This window comes from Streptomyces sp. XD-27 (assembly GCF_030553055.1).
In the GTDB taxonomy this organism is placed as follows: domain Bacteria; phylum Actinomycetota; class Actinomycetes; order Streptomycetales; family Streptomycetaceae; genus Streptomyces.
In genome coordinates this window covers 5,158,631-5,176,938 of the sequence record NZ_CP130713.1, presented here as the reverse complement: position 1 = coordinate 5,176,938, position 18,308 = coordinate 5,158,631, and the positions used below count along the sequence as shown (strand labels likewise).

Genomic DNA, 18,308 nt, shown 5'->3' with positions numbered 1-18,308 from the left:
CGGGGCGGACTCGGGTGGACTTGGGCTGGTTCAGGCGGGTTCTGGCGGACTATGACGGCCGGCTGGTCAGAGCGGGTCGTGCGGGCGGTGCGGAGGCGAGGGCGGACGGAGCGGCGGCGAGCGCGCGGGGGGCCGCGGCGGACGGCACCGGGGAGGAGCAGAACGCGCAGCGGTCGCCGATGAGTTCCAGTCCGCACCAGTGGCACTCCTGGCGCCGTACCGACGTCACGAGCTGGTACAGGACGGAGAGGTCGGGGATCTCGGCGGCGAACTCGGTCAGCCTGCCGGTGCCCCACCAGCGCGCGGACTCCGGGGGCAGCGGCACCTCCTGGACACCCTGCGCCCGCCAGGCGGACGCCAGGGTGCCGGTGACCCAGTCGCCGGTGTGCTGGTGGCCGCGGGCCACGGTGAAGTGGACCGCGTAGCCAGGGGCGGGCGGCGTGTCGTCGCCGCCGCCGACCTTGACCAGCCGCGGGGTGGGATGCGCGAGCACCCCGAACCGCGTGCCGGGCAGCCAGGAGCGGACGTGCGAGCCCAGGCCGACGGGGACCCGGTCGAGCCGGGCGACGCTGGCGAGCTGCGCGCCCGCGTGGATGTAGTGCGCCAGCAGCCGGGCGGCGCTGGCCAGCACGCCGGGGCTGAGGTCGCACACCGAGAGCCTGCGGAGCTGACGGGCCAGCACGGCGACGCCGAGCGGCGGCAGATCGAGCGGCAGCAGCGCGATCCGGTCGCTCTCCAGCAGGGCCCGTACGGTGCGCAGGCGCCGGATGGCCGGGGGCGGGGTGGCGCCCGCGTACGGCACGACCAGATAGCCCTGCCGGTCCAGGAGGGACTGGGCGGCGGCCAGGCAGCCGTCGAGCGGCTTGTCCTGCGGGGAGGGGAGCACGACGGCGGACGGGGTCTGGCCGTCGGGTGGCGGAAGGACCAGCTCGCGGCTGGTCACGGCTATCGCGGTGGGCACTCGGCTACCCCGTTCGCTTCGGCGCCGGGGAGCTCGGCGGCCGCAGGTCGCTACTGCACTGTTCCCCCAGTCATGCCTGGGAGATGCCCCCAGGCAGCAGCACTTTATCCGTAATTGACGCTCCGACCCAGACCCCGGCCGGACGCGCCCGAGGGTTGACAAGGGCATTGGTCTGGACCACCTTGTACGGCAAGCTCAGGGCCCCGAGCGCGCACCGCAGCACACCACCTTCCCCCACCACCCCCACACGGAGGCAGTCGTGGTACGCGCACGATCACGCATACACCGCGGGAACCGGCATCGCAGGAACCTGTTCGGCGCACTGGCAGCCGCGGCCCTGGCGGCGTCCGGGCTGATCGCCGCCGGCAGCGCCGACGCGGCCGATGAGCCCGCGTCCGGCTCGGCGTCCAGTGCGGCATCCGGCTCGGCGCCCGCCGCCGATCGGGCCGCCGCCGTGCCCGCGCACGCGGTCACCGGCTACTGGCAGAACTTCGACAACGGCGCCACGGTGCAGAAGCTGAGCGACGTGCCGGAGGCGTACGACATCATCGCGGTGGCCTTCGCGGACGCCACCGGAACCCCCGGCGCGGTCACCTTCAACCTGGACTCGGCCGGGCTCGGCGGCTACACCGTGGACCAGTTCAAGGCCGACATCAAGGCCAAGCAGGCGGCGGGCAAGTCCGTCGTCATCTCCGTCGGCGGCGAGAGGGGCGCGGTGTCCGTCAACGACGCCGCCTCGGCGACGGCGCTCGCGGACTCCGTCACCGGCCTGATGGACGAGTACGGGTTCGACGGCGTCGACATCGACCTGGAGAACGGGCTGAACTCCACCTACATGACCCAGGCGCTCAAGGCGGTCCACGACCGCAAGGCCGACGTCGTGGTGACGATGGCACCGCAGACCATCGACATGCAGTCCCCGTCGAACGAGTACTTCAAGACGGCGCTGAACATCAAGGACTTCCTCACCGTCGTCAACATGCAGTACTACAACAGCGGCTCGATGCTCGGCTGCGACGGCAAGGTGTACTCCCAGGGCTCGGTCGACTTCCTCACCGCGCTGGCGTGCATCCAGCTCGAAGGCGGCCTCGACCCCTCGCAGGTCGGCATCGGGGTGCCCGCCTCGACCCGGGCGGCGGGCAGCGGGTACGTCGACCCGGACGTCGTCAACGCCGCGCTGGACTGTCTGACCAAGGGCAGCGGCTGCGGCTCGTTCAAGCCGTCGAGGACGTACCCGGGGCTGCGCGGGGCGATGACCTGGTCGACCAACTGGGACGCGGCGAACGGGAACGCCTTCGCGCGGAGCGTGGGCGAGCACGTGCACGGGCTGCCGTAGCCGGCGGCCGCCCGCGGCCTGCGGCCTGCGGCGGTGCCTGGCCCCATCCGTCGAGTGCCCGCGGCGGTGCCTGACCCCATCCGTCGCGATGGGGCCAGGCACCATCAGGCCACCGGTCCGGTCACGGCTTGGGCAGAGTGCATCCCTCCAGGCTCAGGTCGATCTTGTTTCCGGCCGCGACGCACTTGGTGATCTGGTACGTCTGCTGGGCGTAGTTGATGCCCTTGCGGACGGTCACGTTGCCGTTCTCATCGACCTCGCACGGGTTGTTGTCCGTGCACCGCTCCCCGCTCTCGTTGCCCGTGTTGTTCACGGCGACGACCTTGCCGGTGGCCTCGTCCACGACGGGCGAGCCCGAGGTGCCGCCGATCGTCTTGCAGTCGGGGGTGTAGCGGACGGAGTCCTTCCACGTCCACTCGCCCTCGCGCAGCTCGTGCACGAAGCCGTCCACGTCGCAGCTGTAGATCTTCTTCCAGTAGCCGGACACCACGCTGATGGCCGCGCCCTGGGCGGGCCGCTCGGCCGAGAGCTCCAGCGCCTTGACGCCGAACTTCTCCTGGATGTCGGCGTAGGTGGCGTCCACCTCGTACAGCGAGACGTCGGTGTCCGTCATCGTCGCGTACGAGACCTTGGTGGCGTGCACCGTGCCCGCGTCGTTGCTGTCGGCGTCCAGCAGGGTGAAGCTGCGGCTGGACGGCTGGTCGACGACGACCTCGCCGGGGCCGGGGAAGCCGGTCTCCAGGCAGTGGCCGTTGGACATGACCAGGGCGGGGTCCTGGTCGGTGGAGTTCGGCATCTTCACGACCGAGCCGGAGCAGTTGCTCAGCGCGACGGTGCCCTCGAAGTTCACGGCCGCCGGCTTCTTCTTGGCCGTCCCGGCCCCGGCATCGGCCGCCGAGGCGGACGACACGGCGAGCCCGAGGACGGTGACGCCGCTCAGCGCCACGGCCGAGAGCGTGCCTATGAAGGACGTCTTCATGTGGGGGGTTCCTCCATACCGAAGTTGCTTTCGGATTTGACGTGCGCATTGTCACGGCAGCACGTGGCGGAAGGCAATGGTCACCGTGGCCGGAAACAGCCGCCGGCGGATCGGTCGGCCATCCAGGGCCCGTACGACGGCACTTGACCATGTCCATGCCCGGCCCCAACGATGGACGCAGGCGTCCACCCCGAACCATGGGCGCCCAACCCCCCACCCGTCGCACTGGAACCAGGAGACTTGACCATGCGACTGCGCATACGCGGCCGGCGGACCACCGCCGTCGCCGCCACCGTCCTGGCGCTGGCACTCGCCGTGCCCATCGCGGCCCAGGCCCAGGACTCCCCCCACACCCCGAGCGGCACGGCGTCCAGCACGCCGACCCCGCGCCAGTACGAGGTCACCGGGCCGGACACCCCCGCCGCCCGCACCGCGATCGCGTCGACCGGCGCCTCCGTCGACGCCGTCCGCGACCACTCCGTCGTGGTCACCGCGGACGCCGAGCAGCTCGCCGCGGTCCGCGGACTCGGCTACCGGGTCAAGGAGTTGCCCGGCCCGCCGAAGCGGGGCGGGCCGAAGAAGGCGGGCGTCAAGGACTTCCCGTCCGACGACTCCGGCTACCACAACTACAAGGAGGCCACGGCGGAGATCGACGCCGCCGTCGCCAAGCACCCGAAAATCATGAGCAAGCAGGTCATCGGGAAGTCCCACGAGGGCCGCGACATCGTCGCCGTGAAGATCAGCGACAACGCCGGCAAGGACGAGGACGAGCCGGAGGTGCTGTTCACGCACCACCAGCACGCCCGCGAGCACCTCACCGTGGAGATGGCGCTCTACCTGGTCAAGGAGTTCGGCGACAAGTACGGCTCCGACGACCGGATCACCAAGGCGGTCGACGGCCGCGAGATCTGGATCGTCCCCGACGTCAACCCGGACGGCGGAGAGTTCGACATCTCCACCGGCGAGTACCAGATGTGGCGCAAGAACCGGCAGCCCAACGAGGGCTCGCAGGAGGTCGGCACCGACCTGAACCGCAACTGGGCATACAAGTGGGGCTGCTGCGGCGGCTCCGACACCGACCCGGCCTCGGAGACGTACCGCGGCCCGTCCGCCGAGTCCGCTCCGGAGACCAAGGTCGTCGCCGACTTCGTCCGCAGCCGGATCGTCGGCGGAAAGCAGCAGATCAAGGCCGCCATCGACTTCCACACCTACAGCGAGCTGGTGCTGTGGCCGTTCGGCTGGACTCACGACGAGACCGGCGAGGGCATGACGCAGGACGACCACGACGTGTTCGCCACGGTCGGCAAGGACATGGCCGCGAGCAACGGCTACACGCCGGAGCAGTCGAGCGAGCTGTACGTCACGGACGGCGCGATCGACGACTGGCTCTGGGGCGACCAGAAGATCTTCGCCTACACCTTCGAGATGTACCCGGGCGAGAACGGCTCGGACGGGTTCTACCCGCCCGACGAGGTGATCGGGAAGGAGACCAGCCGGAACCGGGAGGCCGTGCTGAAGCTGCTGGACAACGCGGACTGCATGTACCGGGCCATCGGCAAGGAGGACGAGTACTGCACGGCGGGCTGAGCCAGGCCGGTAGCCCCTCGGCGGGCTGACGAACCGCCGAGTTCTCGTCAGGCGCCCCGTGGCGACATGCCACGGGGCGCCGCCATGTCCGCTCTCCGTCCGCTCCTGTCCGCTCCCGTCCGCTCCGCGCATCCACGCCCGCGGACCGCACGGAAGACGGACGGAAGTTGGCGCATTCCGACCACCTCAGGCCGCCCGTACCCCCTTGACCATGTCATGCCCATGGCCGAACACTTTGGCGAAGTCGCGATGTCTTCACCGCAGGAGCACCTCACACACCCCACACCTCACACCCCACACAGGAGCACCTTCACCCCCCATCAGGAGAACCCATGCGACGTCGCATATCCGGTAGACGGGCCGTCTCCCTCGCGGCCGTGCTCGCCCTCGCGCTCGGCGCGCCGGTGGCCGCCCAGGCCGCCGACCCGGACTCCGCCGACAGCCCCGCCCGTACGCGGACGACCGCCGCCACGGCCGACGAGCCCCAGCGGCAGTACGAGGTGGCGGCCCGGACCACGATCGCGCAGCGCAACCTGATCGCCGCCACCGGTGTGTCCATCGACGAGGTGGACGCCCGCTCGCTGGTGGTCACCGCCGCCCCCGCCCAGGCGGAGGCGCTGCGCGGGCTCGGCTACGACCTGACCCCGCTGCCCGGCCCCCCGTCCCGTACGGGCGGCAAGGACGCGAAGCCGTTCGACTTCCCTTCGTCGGACGCCAAGTACCACAACTACGCGGAGATGAACGCCGAGATCAACGCGGCCATCGCCAAGTATCCGGACATCATCAGCAAGCGCGTCATCGGCAAGTCCTACCAGGGCCGGGACATCATCGCCGTCAAGATCAGCGACAAGGTCGGCACGGACGAGGCCGAGCCCGAGGTGCTGTTCACCCACCACCAGCACGCCCGTGAGCACCTCACCGTGGAGATGGCGCTCTACCTGATCCGCGAGTTCACCCAGGACTACGGCACCGACTCCCGGATCACCAACGCGGTCAACGGGCGCGAGATCTGGATCGTCCCGGACGTCAACCCGGACGGCGGCGAGTACGACATCGCGTCCGGCTCGTACCGCAGTTGGCGCAAGAACCGGCAGCCCAACTCCGGCTCCTCGGCCGTCGGCACCGACCCGAACCGCAACTGGGACTTCAAGTGGGGCTGCTGCGGCGGCTCCTCGGGCAGCCCGAGCTCCGAGACCTACCGCGGCAAGTCCGCCGAGTCCGCCCCCGAGGTGAAGGTCGTCGCCGACTTCGCGCGCAGCCGCGTGGTGGGCGGCAAGCAGCAGATCAAGTCCGCCATCGACTTCCACACCTACAGCGAACTGGTGCTGTGGCCCTACGGCTACACCACGGCGGACACCGCGCCCGGCCTGACGCAGGACGACCACGACGTGTTCGCCACGGTCGGCAAGGACATGGCCGCGAGCAACGGCTACACCCCCGAGCAGTCCAGCGACCTGTACGTCACCGACGGGTCGATCGACGACTGGCTCTGGGGCGACCAGAAGATCTTCGCGTACACCTTCGAGATGTACCCGTCGTCCTTCGGCGGCGGCGGCTTCTACCCGCCCGACGAGGTCATCGAGCGGGAGACCGACCGCAACCGCGACGCGGTGCTGCAACTGCTCGAGACGTCCGACTGCATGTACCGGGCGATCGGCAAGGAGGACCAGTACTGCGGCGGTAGCTGACACGCGCCGGCGCGAGGTGCCCCGGGACGGCTACGCGGCCCCCGGGGCACTGGCACCGGCACCGGCACCGGCACACAAGGAGTCACGTCAAACGCCCCAGGCGATCGCTCGCGAGGAGGGTCGCATGGCGACGGTGAGCGACAGTCCCGCGAAGAGAACGACCGCGGTGATGACGGAGGCCACCGGGGAGTCGGCGGGGTGCAGGATCCATGCCCACGGCTCAGCTTTGCCCCCTGGCCCCCAGCCGGTTACCGCGCACACCAAAGGCACCGCGGCGAGCACGACTGCCGCAAGACGGTGGCCGAGGAGCGGGAGGAGGAGCAGCCCCAGGCCGACGTACGCGGCGATGTTCCGGCCCAGCACCAGGGATATGGCGCCGCTCCCGATGGCGTAATTCAAGCCCGCAACCGCCGCACCACCGATGGCGACGGCCAAGCCAAGAACCGCGTCCGAAGCCCGCACGGGCCGACAGGCGACGCTCTCGGCGCGCAGGTCGCCGCGCCCCATGCCGTACAGGAGCATGACCGCGGGCAGCAGCGTGATGAGGTGGCCGACGAGGAAGCGCCCGGACCGGCCGGTCAGGACCGGCATGGGCAGCTCCGCGTTCCCCATGAGCAGGCCGAGGGCGTTGGTCCCGACGACGGACACGACCAGTAGGGGAACCGCGCGGGCCTTGCACCACCAGATCACGACTGACTCCCGCCGATGCGCAACTGAGGCCGCACGTTGCAGACACCCATGGCCTTGGCATTGCGCTTGTACCAGTCGAGCTGTGCGTGCCGGGGCTGTTTGAGGACGTGCTGGGCGAGGGCGAGCTCCGGTGGTATCACCCGGTTGGCGACGACGCGGGGTGAAGCGCCGGCGGTCAGGGAGAGCCAGGCGCCGACGGGACCGGAAGCGATCTCGGCCGGGTAGGGCTCGCCCTCTTCCGCACATGCGGGCGCCTGCGGGACCAGTCCCGCCACCACGCCGATACGGACATCGTCGGCGTCGGTATCAGCCCCGATGGCAAGTTTGGACTCGTCGGCCCCGGGCCGGTCGGCCATGGTCAGCGTGGCGGGGACCGTGACGCCGACCTGACGGAGCCTGTCGGCGGCCTTGCGCGCCTCGGTGCGGATCATGGCCGCTTGGCCGTCCGTCTCGGGCCACAAGCAGATCCGCGGTTGACCGTCGTCACAGACGAGCTCACTGGTCGGCCTGGACACCACGGGATCGGCCCCCATGCCGCGGGCGGCCGCCGCGCCGCCCGCGAATCCCCCGGCGGTCAGCGCCATGGCTGTGACCAGGGCGGGGACGGTCTTGCGGTAGTGAATGAGCACCAGGGCGGCCAGGCAGACAGCCGTGCCGAACACTCCCGCGCTCACCAGCGCCCGCACATCCAGGCTCTGGTCGACATCGCAGCAGTCGATGAGCCCACCGCCGACCAGGTGGCGCGCCCACAGGATGTCCCAGGAGACCGGGAACGCGATGGCGACGAAGCTGATGATCAACGCGACCGGGACCGCGAGGACAGGAGCCAGCAGCCGACCCAGGAGGTAACCGACCAGGGTGTTGGCCGCCAGCAGCACGGCTTCGACAGCCAGGATCCCCAGATGCGGCACCCCAAGGCCGACGTCGGCGGCGGCCGCCGTGACCGCAAGGGCCGCCCCCATACCGGCCACGCCCATCGCGAACACAGGCAGCAGGAGTGGGAGAGCAATGGCCAGCGGCGAGCGGACGGCTGTCAGATCGAAGATCTGTGCGCGCCGCAGCCGACCGCCTTCCCAGGCTGCCGCCCCGGCACAAGCGGCACCGGCGAAGCCGAGAGCATTGGTGGCGCTTCCCGTCACGGAGAGCCAGTAGTGAGGGGTGGCCCATTCGGTCATGTCGCCACCGAGGGCGAAGGCGATGAACCCCACCAGGAAGGGCAGAACACGAGTCGCCGACGACAGGCGGAGAACAGTGCGCAGCAGCACAGCTCAGACCTCCTCGCCCACGAGTTGGGCATAGGCCGCTTCCGCGCGTTCACGGGGCCCCTGGGCGTTGTCGGTCAAGGCGTGGAACTGGCCGGTGGTGCCCTGGAAGCGGACGGTACCCCGGTCCAATACGACAACGTGCTGGTAGAGCTCTGCGAGGTCTTCCGTCTGGTGGGTGGAGACGATGACATGGACGTCATCGGCGAGCTCTTCGAGCAAGGTACGGAAGACCTTGCGCTGGGTGGGGTCGAGACCGGCGGTCGGCTCATCCATGAGGATCAGCTCGCTGCGATGAGTGAGCGCTCCGGCGATTCCCATGCGACGCAGCTGGCCGCCCGAGACCTGGTGGCTGCGGCGTTCGGCGAGCTTGCCCAGGCCGACGCGAGCGAGGGCGGAGGCGGACGCGTTCCAGGCATCGGCGCGGTTCATACCCTTGAGCCAGCCGGCGTAGGCGACCTGCTCGCGTACGGTCAGCCCTGGCATGGGCGTGATCTGCTGGGGCAGCCAGGCCACCGCCTTGCGGTACGCCGTGAGATTCCGGCGACGCGCGGGGTCGCGGTCCCTCCAGGTGACGGTGCCGCCACTGGGCTTGAGTTGGGACGCGGCCAGCGCCAACAGCGTGGACTTGCCCGCCCCGTTGGGGCCGAGCAGCACGGTTGCCGGACTGTCGATGCCCAGGTCGAACTCGTCGAGCACGGTCGTCTTCCGGTTGTAGCGGAAGACAACGCCGCGGAACTTCAAGGCCATGAATCGCACATTCCGCCGCTGCACATCCAAAGCGGCTGCTGTAGTGAGAGGTCGAAGCGAACAGATGCCCCGGTGCAGACGGAACCCGCGCCGAGGCACCAGCGATGACGCGCCTTGCGGAGCGCCGGTTCTCATGATGTTGGGCCTGACCTCGACGACCCACGAGTAAGCCGCGTCAGCGCATTCGTGCGGGACTGTCGAAGATCCAGCTCAGACGCCCCCGGACGAGAGGCAGCGAATGATCGGCCCACGTTGTCAGCTGGAACACCCCTGGCAATTGCACGAACCGGCGTAGACACACACGCCAGCGGACCGGATAGCCGACGGTCGGGGTGAGGCGATGGTGACTGGTCATGCCACCACCGTCCCACGGCTGCGAACGGAATCTCAGATTCTCAGAGGGGCGAGTCGCCCTGGGAAGTAACTGAGGCTCAAAACACGCCAGTTGACTCAGAAGTCGACAATACGTTGCCAATTGATCACTACACGTTCTAAGATCACGCCTGTGCGTCGAACGGCCATCTGGGGAGATTGGTTCGACGCACAGGCAGGGGGAACGCAATGTGCATGTAGCGCGGTTGCCACTAGGACCCCCTGCATCCTCACGAGTCACAGCGGATGCTACTCACCCACTATCGGACTGCTGAAGGTGGACGGTCAGGGCACGTTCCAAACCCCGATCGCAACCTGCGATTAATTCCCTGTCCCGCCGCTGCGCCGTGTGTGCAGCGGCGGGACACGTCATCTTCATAGCAGCCGATCGGGTACGGACTCCATGTTCCACGCGATATTCGATGGCGAGGTGCATTTCCTCATCGCAGCCTCGCTTCTGACTCTTCTCATTTCAGCCATCTGCTTTGTCCTCGTCAGGCGGCTCGACGGCCGCGCCTGGGCCTCCGCCGCATTGGCGGCCGCTGCCACTGCCGAAGTCTCCTTGACTCTGCTCTTCACCGACGGGGGCAGCCCGAGGCAGGAATGCGTGGTCAACCGGGACTTGGCCGAGCCCTTCGCAACAGAACAGGGTCTGCTCAATCTCGCTCTGTTCGCTCCCATCGGCTTCTTCGGCGTGCTCGCCCTGCGGGCCTGGTTGCCGGTGCTGGTGGGCGGCGTGCTGTTGTCGGTGACGACCGAGCTCTGTCAGGCACTGGTCCCCGGGGTCGGCAGGAACTGCGACAGCAGCGACCTGGAGATGAACGCCCTGGGCATCGCCATCGGCGTGTGCGCAGCATGGGTCCTGCTGTGGGTCGGGCGGCAGGCGGTGCCGCCCTACCGAGCTGGATTCCGCAGCACGATGATCGCGTACGGGGCCGCGCTCGCCGCAGCCAGCGTGGCCTGGATTGCGTGGATCACTCCACTCGCGGTGGACGCCACCAGCATCCAGCTCGCCGACGGCAAGGAGAAGACGGCGGCCAGGGAGGCGATCCGGGGCGCCTTCGGTGATCGCTACAAGATCGTCAACGTCCAGAAGATGCCCGGTACCTACGGTGGGAGCGACCGGCTACTCATAGCAATGAACCACGGGTCCGCCGAGCTGAGCTGGCCGGACACTGAGCAACTTTCGGTGGAGCTCGAACTCACCAGCACCACTGGAAGTAACAGCTATCAGGTGCCCGGAGTGACCGACAAGCCGTCGAACGCCGACGGCGCCCTGGCGATCGCCACCAAGTACGCGCGGCAAGCTTTCCCTTGGGGGCTCCGCGACGCCGAGGCCGAGGTATATCCTGTCGGGGACGAAGCGGAGCTGGGCTGGATCGCCAGTTGGCGCAGGCGTGTGGACGGTGTGCTCATGCCCATGCGACTGGACATCCAAGTCAACCGGGCAGGCCGGATCTCCCAACTCCTCGCCCGTCACGTCAACGACCCATCTGACCTCCCGCCCGTGCGCGTACGGGCGGCCGACGCAGCGGACACGGTCCGCGCTGCCCGCTCCGAGGGCGGTACTGCCAAGATCGGCCGCGGGGAACTGCTAGCAGTGCGACGCGGCGGCGAGTGGCGCGCCCAGTGGCTGATCCCCTACGCGCTGGGCAATGAGAACGGCCGGGTGTATGTGGATGCCACTACAGGCGAGATCGATGACAGCGCCTCCCCTCAGCAGTCCCTGAAGCACTGAGAGGGCGGTTCGAGAGACCGACCGGAGGCCGCCCTCGCCGAGCGGCTGGCTCACGAAGCATCTTCTTACAGCTAGATCTGCGCGCCGCAGGGCCGGTCGTCAGCGGGCGCCGGGGCGGAGGCGGGAGGTACCGCCACCGTCTTCCCACCCCGGTGCTCGGGTCCAGCTCTTGACGGGCGGGGAATGCACGGTCGTGTGCGGGGAGTTGCACGCGCCATGACTCAAGGTCCCTCACCCCGCCCCCTGTCCGACAAAGCCCTCTCCGACCTGCTGGGCTCGCAACAGTTCGGCATCCTCGCCACCAACAAGAGCAGTGGCCATCCCCACCTGACCACCATGCTCTACAACTGGGACCCCGACACGCGCGTCGTCCGGTTCTCCACGACGGCTGACCGCGTCAAGCTCAAGCACCTGCGGCGTGACCCGCGCGCGGCCCTGCATGTGTCCGGTGGTGATGTGTGGTCGTTCGCTGTTGCCGAGGGCGAGGCGGAGGTCTCGGAGATCACGACTGTTCCGGGTGACGCGGTCGGGCGGGAGTTGCTCGGGATGATTCCGGAAGCCGCGAAGCCGGAGGACGAAGAGGCGTTCTTGAAGCAGCTGGTCGACGAGCGTCGGGTGGTCATACGGCTCAAGGCGCACCGACTGTACGGAACGGCGCTCAACATCAGCGGCTAGGGGCTTTTGCGACCGGGTGACCGGGCCCCGGCGCCGGGGTGGGCGGGCAGGGGAAGCCCGACGTCGCCGGGAGCGGAGCTGGACGTGGTCAACTGGACTGGCTGATACAGAAGGGCTGGCCCGAGGGGTCGAGAAGGATCGTCCAGTGGTCCCCGCCCGGCTGGAACTCCGGTTTGGTTGCGCCTAGTTCCAGCAGGCGCTGCTCCGCCGCCGCGGCGTCCGCGAAGGTCAGGTCCAAATGGAACGGCAGCTCCGCCGCCGGCCAGTCCGGGGCCTTGAACGACTTCGCCGTGGAGAAGAAGTACGTGGCGTCCCCCACCGGGACCGGGAAGGCCACCTCGGCGCCCGTCTCGTCCGCGTAGGCGTCCCCCACCTCAGCCCCCAGCGCCGCGGCGTAGAACTCGGCCAGCTTCCGGCCGTCCGGCGCCCAGATGGCGGGGCCGGCGATCTTGCCCAGCAGGCCGTTGGTGCTGTTGTCAGCCATGACGATCCGTCCTTCGTGAGAGAACTTCGTGAGAGGACCTTCGTTGGGTTGGGCGGCCGCACTTTCCGTGCCGCCCCGAGCCGACCGTAGCCACCATCTAGGTCACGGGATGTCCTCCACAGGCGAAGACGTGAGCTTCCCTCCGTCCGTGGGAAGGACTCACGCGAGGAGCGATGCCCATGGACCTTGTCATCCGTGACGCCCGCGTCATCGACGGCACCGGTGCCCGCTCCTGCCGCGCCGATGTCGGCATCCGCGACGGCCGGATCGCCGTCATCACCCGGGAGGGCGACGGCGGACCACGCCCCGGCGCGCCCCGCACTCTCGACGCCGACGGCCTCGCCCTCGCCCCCGGCTTCATCGACATGCACGCCCACAGCGACCTCGCCCTGCTCCGCGATCCCGATCTCTCCGCCAAGGTCGCCCAGGGCGTCACCCTCGACGTCATCGGCCAGGACGGGCTGTCGTACGCGCCCGTCGACGAGCGGACGTTGGGTGACACGTGTGCCGCCATCGCCGGGTGGAACGGGGACGGCTCGGACGTCGACGTCGACTGGCGGACGGTCGGCGGGTATCTGGACCGGCTCGACCGGCAGGGCATCGCCGTCAACGCCGCGTACCTCGTCCCGCAGGGGACCGTCCGGATGCTCGCCATGGGGTGGGAGGACCGGGTCGCCACCCCGGCCGAGACACGTCACATGCAGGCGCTCGTCGCCCAGGGGCTGGAGCAGGGCGCCGTCGGGCTCTCCTCCGGGCTCACCTACCCGCCCGGCATGTACGCGCCCGACGCCGAACTGGTCGAGCTGTGCCGGGTCGTCGCGGCTTACGGCGGCTACTACTGTCCGCATCACCGCAGTTACGGCGCGGGCGCCCTGGACGCGTACGCGCAGATGGTGGCGGTCGCCCGGGAGGCGGGGTGCGCGCTGCACCTGGCCCACGCCACCTTGAACTTCGACGTCAACGAAGGGCGCGCGCCGCAACTCCTCGCGCTGCTCGACGCCGCCCTCGCCGGCGGCGTCGACCTCACCCTGGACACCTATCCGTATCTCCCGGGCTGCACCACGCTCGCGGCGCTGCTGCCCAGCTGGGCCGCCGAGGGCGGTCCGGAGGCGATGCTGGCGCGGCTGCGGGACGACGCGACCGCCGCGCGGATCCGGCACGCCATGGAGGTCGAGGGCGCGGACGGCTGCCACGGCGTGCCCGTCGACTGGGGCACCGTCGAGATCTCCGGGGTCTGCCGCCCGGCGCTGGCCGGGCACGTCGGGAAGACCCTCGCCGCGGCCGCCCGGGAGCGCGGCGAGGCGCCCTTCGCGACCGCCCGCCGACTGCTGATCGAGGACCGGCTCGGGCCCACGATCCTGCAGCACGTCGGGCACGAGGAGAACGTGCAGGCGATCATGCGGCATCCGGCGCACACCGGCGGCAGCGACGGGATCCTGCACGGCCTCAAGCCGCATCCGCGCGCCTACGGTACGTTCCCGCGCTATCTCGGACGGTACGTGCGCGAGCTCGGCGTCCTCGGCCTGGAGGAGTGCGTGGCACACCTCACATCGCGGCCTGCGGCCCGGCTTCGGCTGCCGGACCGGGGGCTGGTCGCGGAGGGCTACCGCGCCGATCTCGTGCTCTTCGACCCGGAATCCGTCGCCGCCGGATCCACTTTCGAAGCCCCGCGCGCCCTCCCGACCGGCATTCCGCATGTACTCATCGGCGGGCGCTTTGTGATGGAAGACGGGCGCCGCACGGATGTCGTCGCCGGACGGTCGGTGCGGCGCGCACCGGACGGCTGACCCGCGCCGGTGCGCCCGACCCGCGCGCCCCCGACGTGGGCGAACGTGGGTGAAAACACCCCACGGGCCCCGTCACGCCCCGTAAGGTGGCCGACATGCAGGTGATCCAGTCCACGAAGCTCGCCAATGTCTGCTACGAGATCCGGGGTCCGGTGCTTGAGGAGGCGATGCGGCTGGAGGCGGCGGGTCATCGCATTCTGAAGCTCAACACGGGCAACCCCGCTCCGTTCGGCTTCGAGTGCCCGCCGGAGATCCTGGAGGACATGCTGCGCTCGCTCGGCGACGCGCACGGCTACGGCGATGCCAAGGGGCTGCTGTCCGCCCGGCGCGCGGTGATGCAGCACTACCAGACCAAGGGCATCGAGCTGGACGTCGAGGACGTCTACCTCGGCAATGGCGTCTCGGAGCTGATCCAGATGGCGATGCAGGCGCTGCTGGACGACGGCGACGAGGTGCTGGTGCCGGCGCCGGACTACCCCCTGTGGACGGCGTCGGTCTCGCTCGCGGGCGGCACCGCCGTGCACTACCGCTGCGACGAGCAGGCGGACTGGCTGCCGGACCTCGCCGACATCGAGCGCAAGGTCACCGACCGCACCAAGGCGATCGTCGTCATCAACCCGAACAACCCGACGGGCGCGGTCTACAGCGACGAGCTGCTGCGCGGCATCACCGAGATCGCCCGCCGGCACAACCTGATCGTCTGCTCCGACGAGATCTACGACAAGATCCTCTACGACGGCGCGACGCACACCCCGACCGCGGCCATCGCCCCGGACCTGCTGACCCTGACGTTCAACGGGCTGTCCAAGGCGTACCGGATCGCGGGCTACCGCAGCGGCTGGCTCGCGGTCTGCGGCCCCAAGGCGCACGCCAGCAGCTATCTGGAGGGGCTGACGATCCTGGCCAACATGCGGCTGTGCGCCAACATGCCGGCGCAGCACGCGGTGGCCACGGCGCTCGGCGGCCGGCAGTCGATCAACGAACTCGTACTGCCGGGCGGCCGGCTGCTCGAGCAGCGCGACACCGCCTACGAGCTGCTGACGCAGATCCCCGGCGTGACGTGCGTGAAGCCCAAGGGCGCGCTGTACGCCTTCCCCCGGCTCGACCCCAAGGTCTTCAAGATCAAGGACGACCGGCAGATGGTGCTCGACCTGCTGCGCGCCGAGAAGATCATGATCGTGCAGGGTACGGGCTTCAACTGGCCGGAGCCGGACCACTTCCGGATCGTCACCCTCCCGGTGAAGGAGGACCTGGCGGACGCGGTGCACCGCATCGGCACGTTCCTGGACGGTTACAGCCAGCCGTAAGCCGGTATGACTTCTGTAAGCAAGACAACTTTAGACAGGGTCTAAGTTAGGATGGCCTTCTGAGCTTGTGAGGAGGCCATCCCATGTACGAACCGATCCGCACCAAATCGGTCCACAGCATGGCCGCGCACGACCGCGACGAGCACGACATCCCGCACCGCTCGCGCCGGGAGGAGCTGGAGATCCGGCTCGCCGGGCATCTGACCGCCCTGCTGACCATCACCGACGAACTGCGCGCCCTGGCGCCGGAGGCCGCGGGCCTGGACGACGCCGCGCAGCGCCTGGCCGACCAGGTCACGCGGCTGCGCGACGGGCGGGCCCCGCTGCGGGCCGCGCCCACCGTGACCGGCGACCCGAGCCGGATCGCGGCCCGGGTCGGCCAGTTGCACCAGCGGGCGCACGCCCTCGCCGGGAACGCGCTGGTGGTGGCCACGTCGTGCGACGACGCGGCCGGTGCGGCGCTGGCGGCGGAGCGGATGGCCGCCCACGCGGCCGCCCTGGGGATCGAGGCCTGAGCCCCGTCCGGCCGGGGAGAGTGCTCGGCCCCGGCCCGGTGCCGCCCATGGTCGCTTGGTCGGGGACCTGTAGACACCAGGCCGGGGCCTGTCTTGCGTCAGCGTTGCCGCTGAGCGGGATCAGCCCAGGCGCTCGACCAGCGCGCGGTACTCGTCCCACAGTTCCTTCGGCGTGTGGTCTCCGAAGGTGTTGAGGTGCTCGGGCACGAGCGCCGCCTCCTCGCGCCACACGTCCTTGTCGACGGTGAGCAGGAAGTCCAGCTCGGAGTCGGACAGGCCCAGGCCCGCGGTGTCCAGAGCGCCCTTCGCGGGCAGCACGCCGATCGGGGTCTCGACACCCTCGGCCTTGCCGGCGAGGCGCTCGACGATCCACTTCAGGACGCGGCTGTTCTCACCGAAGCCGGGCCAGACGAACTGACCCGCGTCGTTCTTCCGGAACCAGTTGACGTAGTAGATCTTGGGCAGCTTGGCGGGGTCCGCGTTCCGGCCGACCTTGAGCCAGTGACCCATGTAGTCGCCCATGTTGTAGCCGCAGAAGGGCAGCATGGCGAACGGGTCGCGGCGCAGCTCGCCGACCTTGCCCTCGGCGGCGGCGGTCTTCTCGGAGGCGACGTTGGCCCCGAGGAAGACGCCGTGCTGCCAGGTGAAGGACTCGGTCACCAGCGGAACGGCGGTGGCGCGGCGGCCGCCGAAGAGGATCGCCGAGATCGGCACACCCTTGGGGTCCTCCCACTCCGGCGCGATGATCGGGCACTGGCCGGCCGGGACGGTGAAGCGGGCGTTGGGGTGGGCGGCCGGGGTCCCGGACTCCGGGGTCCAGTCGTTGCCCTTCCAGTCGATCAGGTGGGCGGGCGGCTCCTCGGTCTTGCCCTCCCACCACACGTCGCCGTCGTCGGTGAGTGCCACGTTGGTGAAGACGGAGTTGCCCCACATCGTCTTCATCGCGTTGGCGTTGGTGTGCTCGCCGGTGCCGGGCGCGACGCCGAAGAAGCCCGCCTCGGGGTTGATCGCGTAGAGCCGGCCGTCCTCGCCGAACCGCATCCAGGCGATGTCGTCGCCGATGGTCTCCACCGTCCAGCCGGAGATCGTGGGCTCCAGCATGGCGAGGTTGGTCTTGCCGCAGGCGGACGGGAACGCGGCGGCCACGTACGTGGCCTCGCCCTGCGGCGGGGTGAGCTTGAGGATGAGCATGTGCTCGGCCAGCCAGCCCTCGTCACGGGCCATGACGGAGGCGATGCGCAGGGCGTAGCACTTCTTGCCGAGCAGCGCGTTGCCGCCGTAGCCGGAGCCGTACGACCAGATCTCGCGGGTCTCGGGGAAGTGCGAGATGTACTTGGTGGAGTTGCACGGCCAGGGCACGTCGGCCTCGCCCTCGGCGAGCGGGGCGCCGAGGCTGTGCACGGCCTTGACGAAGAAGCCCTCCTCCCCGAGCTCGTCCAGGACGGCCTGACCCATCCGGGTCATCGTGCGCATGGAGACGGCGACGTAGGCCGAATCGGTGATCTCGACGCCGATCGCGGACAGCGGCGAGCCGAGCGGACCCATGCAGAAGGGGACGACGTACATGGTGCGGCCCCGCATGGAGCCGCGGAAGACGCCCTTCTCACCCACGAAGATCTCCCGCATCTCGGCGGGGTCCTTCCAGTGGTTGGTGGGACCGGCGTCCTCCTCCTTCTCGGAGCAGATGAAGGTCCGGTCCTCCACCCGCGCCACGTCCGTGGGGTCGGAGGCGGCGTAGTAGGAGTTCGGCCGCTTGATCGGGTCGAGCCGTTTGAAGGTGCCCTTCTCGACGAGTTCCTGGGCGAGGCGGTCGTACTCCGCCTCCGAACCGTCGCACCACACGATCCGGTCCGGCTCGGTGAGTGCGGCGATCTCATCGACCCAGGAGATCAGCTCCTGATGACGGGTGGGAGGGGTGGTCGGGGTGGTGAGGGGAGCCGCATTACTGCGCGCCACGATCGCTCCGTTCCGCCGGAACCGCGCTGCCCGGCGTTTAGGTCGAGGGTTATGGCGGATATCTGCCTTATATCCGCTTTGGAGACAGCTACCCCTTGGGGGCTGCGACCCGGATGCACAGCTCATCCGGTGCCGACCGCGCTCATTTGATCATCCGGCCAGTTCGCCGATCTGTCCAGAGGGCCCCCTCGTGAGGATCACCACTCGATACCTGGGCGTAA

General features: G+C 69.5%; 15 protein-coding genes. 8 read left to right on the top strand and 7 right to left on the bottom strand.

Going from position 1 to position 18,308, the window contains the following annotated elements; genetic code table 11:
- Positions 1–49 precede the first annotated feature (49 nt).
- On the bottom strand, positions 50–961 hold the full coding sequence (locus Q3Y56_RS22455; RefSeq protein WP_304463646.1) for a hypothetical protein: 912 nt from the start codon (positions 959–961) through the stop codon (positions 50–52).
- A gap of 280 nt (positions 962–1,241) precedes the next feature.
- On the opposite strand from Q3Y56_RS22455, the gene Q3Y56_RS22450 reads away from it, so the two are divergent.
- Positions 1,242–2,297, top strand: a complete 1,056-nt coding sequence (locus Q3Y56_RS22450) for a chitinase (RefSeq protein WP_304465739.1) — start codon at positions 1,242–1,244, stop codon at positions 2,295–2,297.
- A gap of 121 nt (positions 2,298–2,418) precedes the next feature.
- On the opposite strand, the gene Q3Y56_RS22445 is transcribed toward Q3Y56_RS22450, so the two are convergent.
- Complete coding sequence (locus Q3Y56_RS22445; RefSeq protein WP_304463645.1) at positions 2,419–3,276, bottom strand: serine protease; 858 nt, start codon at positions 3,274–3,276, stop codon at positions 2,419–2,421.
- Positions 3,277–3,522: 246 nt separating this feature from the next.
- Here Q3Y56_RS22445 and Q3Y56_RS22440 point away from each other — a divergent pair, with 246 nt between their 5' ends.
- Positions 3,523–4,863 (top strand): M14 family metallopeptidase, encoded by a 1,341-nt coding sequence (locus Q3Y56_RS22440; protein WP_304463644.1) that lies wholly within the window; start codon positions 3,523–3,525, stop codon positions 4,861–4,863.
- Between the two features lie 332 nt (positions 4,864–5,195).
- Complete coding sequence (locus Q3Y56_RS22435) at positions 5,196–6,551, top strand: M14 family metallopeptidase (protein WP_304463643.1); 1,356 nt, start codon at positions 5,196–5,198, stop codon at positions 6,549–6,551.
- Positions 6,552–6,638: 87 nt separating this feature from the next.
- Here the strand turns inward: Q3Y56_RS22435 and Q3Y56_RS22430 are convergent, their stop codons facing one another.
- From Q3Y56_RS22430 to Q3Y56_RS22420, 3 genes are read right to left on the bottom strand one after another with little or no spacing between them, the layout of a single operon-like run.
- Positions 6,639–7,199, bottom strand: a complete 561-nt coding sequence (locus Q3Y56_RS22430; protein WP_304463642.1) for a hypothetical protein — start codon at positions 7,197–7,199, stop codon at positions 6,639–6,641.
- Between the two features lie 38 nt (positions 7,200–7,237).
- Positions 7,238–8,506, bottom strand: a complete 1,269-nt coding sequence (locus tag Q3Y56_RS22425) for a hypothetical protein (protein ID WP_304463641.1) — start codon at positions 8,504–8,506, stop codon at positions 7,238–7,240.
- A gap of 3 nt (positions 8,507–8,509) precedes the next feature.
- On the bottom strand, positions 8,510–9,253 hold the full coding sequence (locus Q3Y56_RS22420; RefSeq protein WP_304463640.1) for an ATP-binding cassette domain-containing protein: 744 nt from the start codon (positions 9,251–9,253) through the stop codon (positions 8,510–8,512).
- A gap of 775 nt (positions 9,254–10,028) precedes the next feature.
- Between Q3Y56_RS22420 and Q3Y56_RS22415 the strand changes: the two genes are divergently transcribed.
- Positions 10,029–11,363 carry a VanZ family protein gene (locus Q3Y56_RS22415; RefSeq protein WP_304463639.1) on the top strand — a complete coding sequence of 445 codons (1,335 nt, stop codon included), beginning with the start codon at positions 10,029–10,031 and terminating at the stop codon, positions 11,361–11,363.
- Between the two features lie 216 nt (positions 11,364–11,579).
- The gene (locus Q3Y56_RS22410; protein WP_304463638.1) at positions 11,580–12,038 is read left to right on the top strand and encodes a PPOX class F420-dependent oxidoreductase; all 459 of its coding nucleotides are present in this window, start codon (positions 11,580–11,582) and stop codon (positions 12,036–12,038) included.
- An 88-nt stretch (positions 12,039–12,126) separates the two neighbouring features.
- Here the strand turns inward: Q3Y56_RS22410 and Q3Y56_RS22405 are convergent, their stop codons facing one another.
- Entirely contained in the window at positions 12,127–12,522 is a 396-nt protein-coding gene (locus Q3Y56_RS22405; RefSeq protein ID WP_304463637.1) for a VOC family protein, read from the bottom strand.
- A gap of 179 nt (positions 12,523–12,701) precedes the next feature.
- Here Q3Y56_RS22405 and Q3Y56_RS22400 point away from each other — a divergent pair, with 179 nt between their 5' ends.
- The 3 genes from Q3Y56_RS22400 to Q3Y56_RS22390 all read left to right on the top strand — a co-directional run bounded on the left by Q3Y56_RS22400 (position 12,702) and on the right by Q3Y56_RS22390 (position 16,131).
- Positions 12,702–14,309, top strand: coding sequence for an amidohydrolase family protein (locus Q3Y56_RS22400; protein ID WP_304463636.1), 1,608 nt, complete (start codon positions 12,702–12,704; stop codon positions 14,307–14,309).
- Positions 14,310–14,404: 95 nt separating this feature from the next.
- On the top strand, positions 14,405–15,616 hold the full coding sequence (locus Q3Y56_RS22395; protein ID WP_304463635.1) for a pyridoxal phosphate-dependent aminotransferase: 1,212 nt from the start codon (positions 14,405–14,407) through the stop codon (positions 15,614–15,616).
- A gap of 83 nt (positions 15,617–15,699) precedes the next feature.
- A complete protein-coding gene (locus tag Q3Y56_RS22390) occupies positions 15,700–16,131 on the top strand; it encodes a hypothetical protein (protein ID WP_304463634.1) in 432 nt (143 codons plus the stop codon).
- Positions 16,132–16,251: 120 nt separating this feature from the next.
- On the opposite strand, the gene Q3Y56_RS22385 is transcribed toward Q3Y56_RS22390, so the two are convergent.
- Complete coding sequence (locus tag Q3Y56_RS22385) at positions 16,252–18,087, bottom strand: phosphoenolpyruvate carboxykinase (GTP) (RefSeq protein WP_304463633.1); 1,836 nt, start codon at positions 18,085–18,087, stop codon at positions 16,252–16,254.
- Positions 18,088–18,308 lie beyond the last annotated feature (221 nt).

Bases quoted from the DNA above. Each gene is read 5' to 3' on its own strand.
- Q3Y56_RS22445 (WP_304463645.1), bottom strand. From the start codon at position 3,276: ATGAAGACGTCCTTCATAGGCACGCTCTCGGCCGTGGCGCTGAGCGGC.
- Q3Y56_RS22390 (WP_304463634.1), top strand. From the start codon at position 15,700: ATGTACGAACCGATCCGCACCAAATCGGTCCACAGCATGGCCGCGCAC.
- Q3Y56_RS22435 (WP_304463643.1), top strand. From the start codon at position 5,196: ATGCGACGTCGCATATCCGGTAGACGGGCCGTCTCCCTCGCGGCCGTG.
- Q3Y56_RS22395 (WP_304463635.1), top strand. From the start codon at position 14,405: ATGCAGGTGATCCAGTCCACGAAGCTCGCCAATGTCTGCTACGAGATC.
- Q3Y56_RS22410 (WP_304463638.1), top strand. From the start codon at position 11,580: ATGACTCAAGGTCCCTCACCCCGCCCCCTGTCCGACAAAGCCCTCTCC.
- Q3Y56_RS22400 (WP_304463636.1), top strand. From the start codon at position 12,702: ATGGACCTTGTCATCCGTGACGCCCGCGTCATCGACGGCACCGGTGCC.
- Q3Y56_RS22440 (WP_304463644.1), top strand. From the start codon at position 3,523: ATGCGACTGCGCATACGCGGCCGGCGGACCACCGCCGTCGCCGCCACC.
- Q3Y56_RS22415 (WP_304463639.1), top strand. From the start codon at position 10,029: ATGTTCCACGCGATATTCGATGGCGAGGTGCATTTCCTCATCGCAGCC.
- Q3Y56_RS22420 (WP_304463640.1), bottom strand. From the start codon at position 9,253: ATGGCCTTGAAGTTCCGCGGCGTTGTCTTCCGCTACAACCGGAAGACG.
- Q3Y56_RS22405 (WP_304463637.1), bottom strand. From the start codon at position 12,522: ATGGCTGACAACAGCACCAACGGCCTGCTGGGCAAGATCGCCGGCCCC.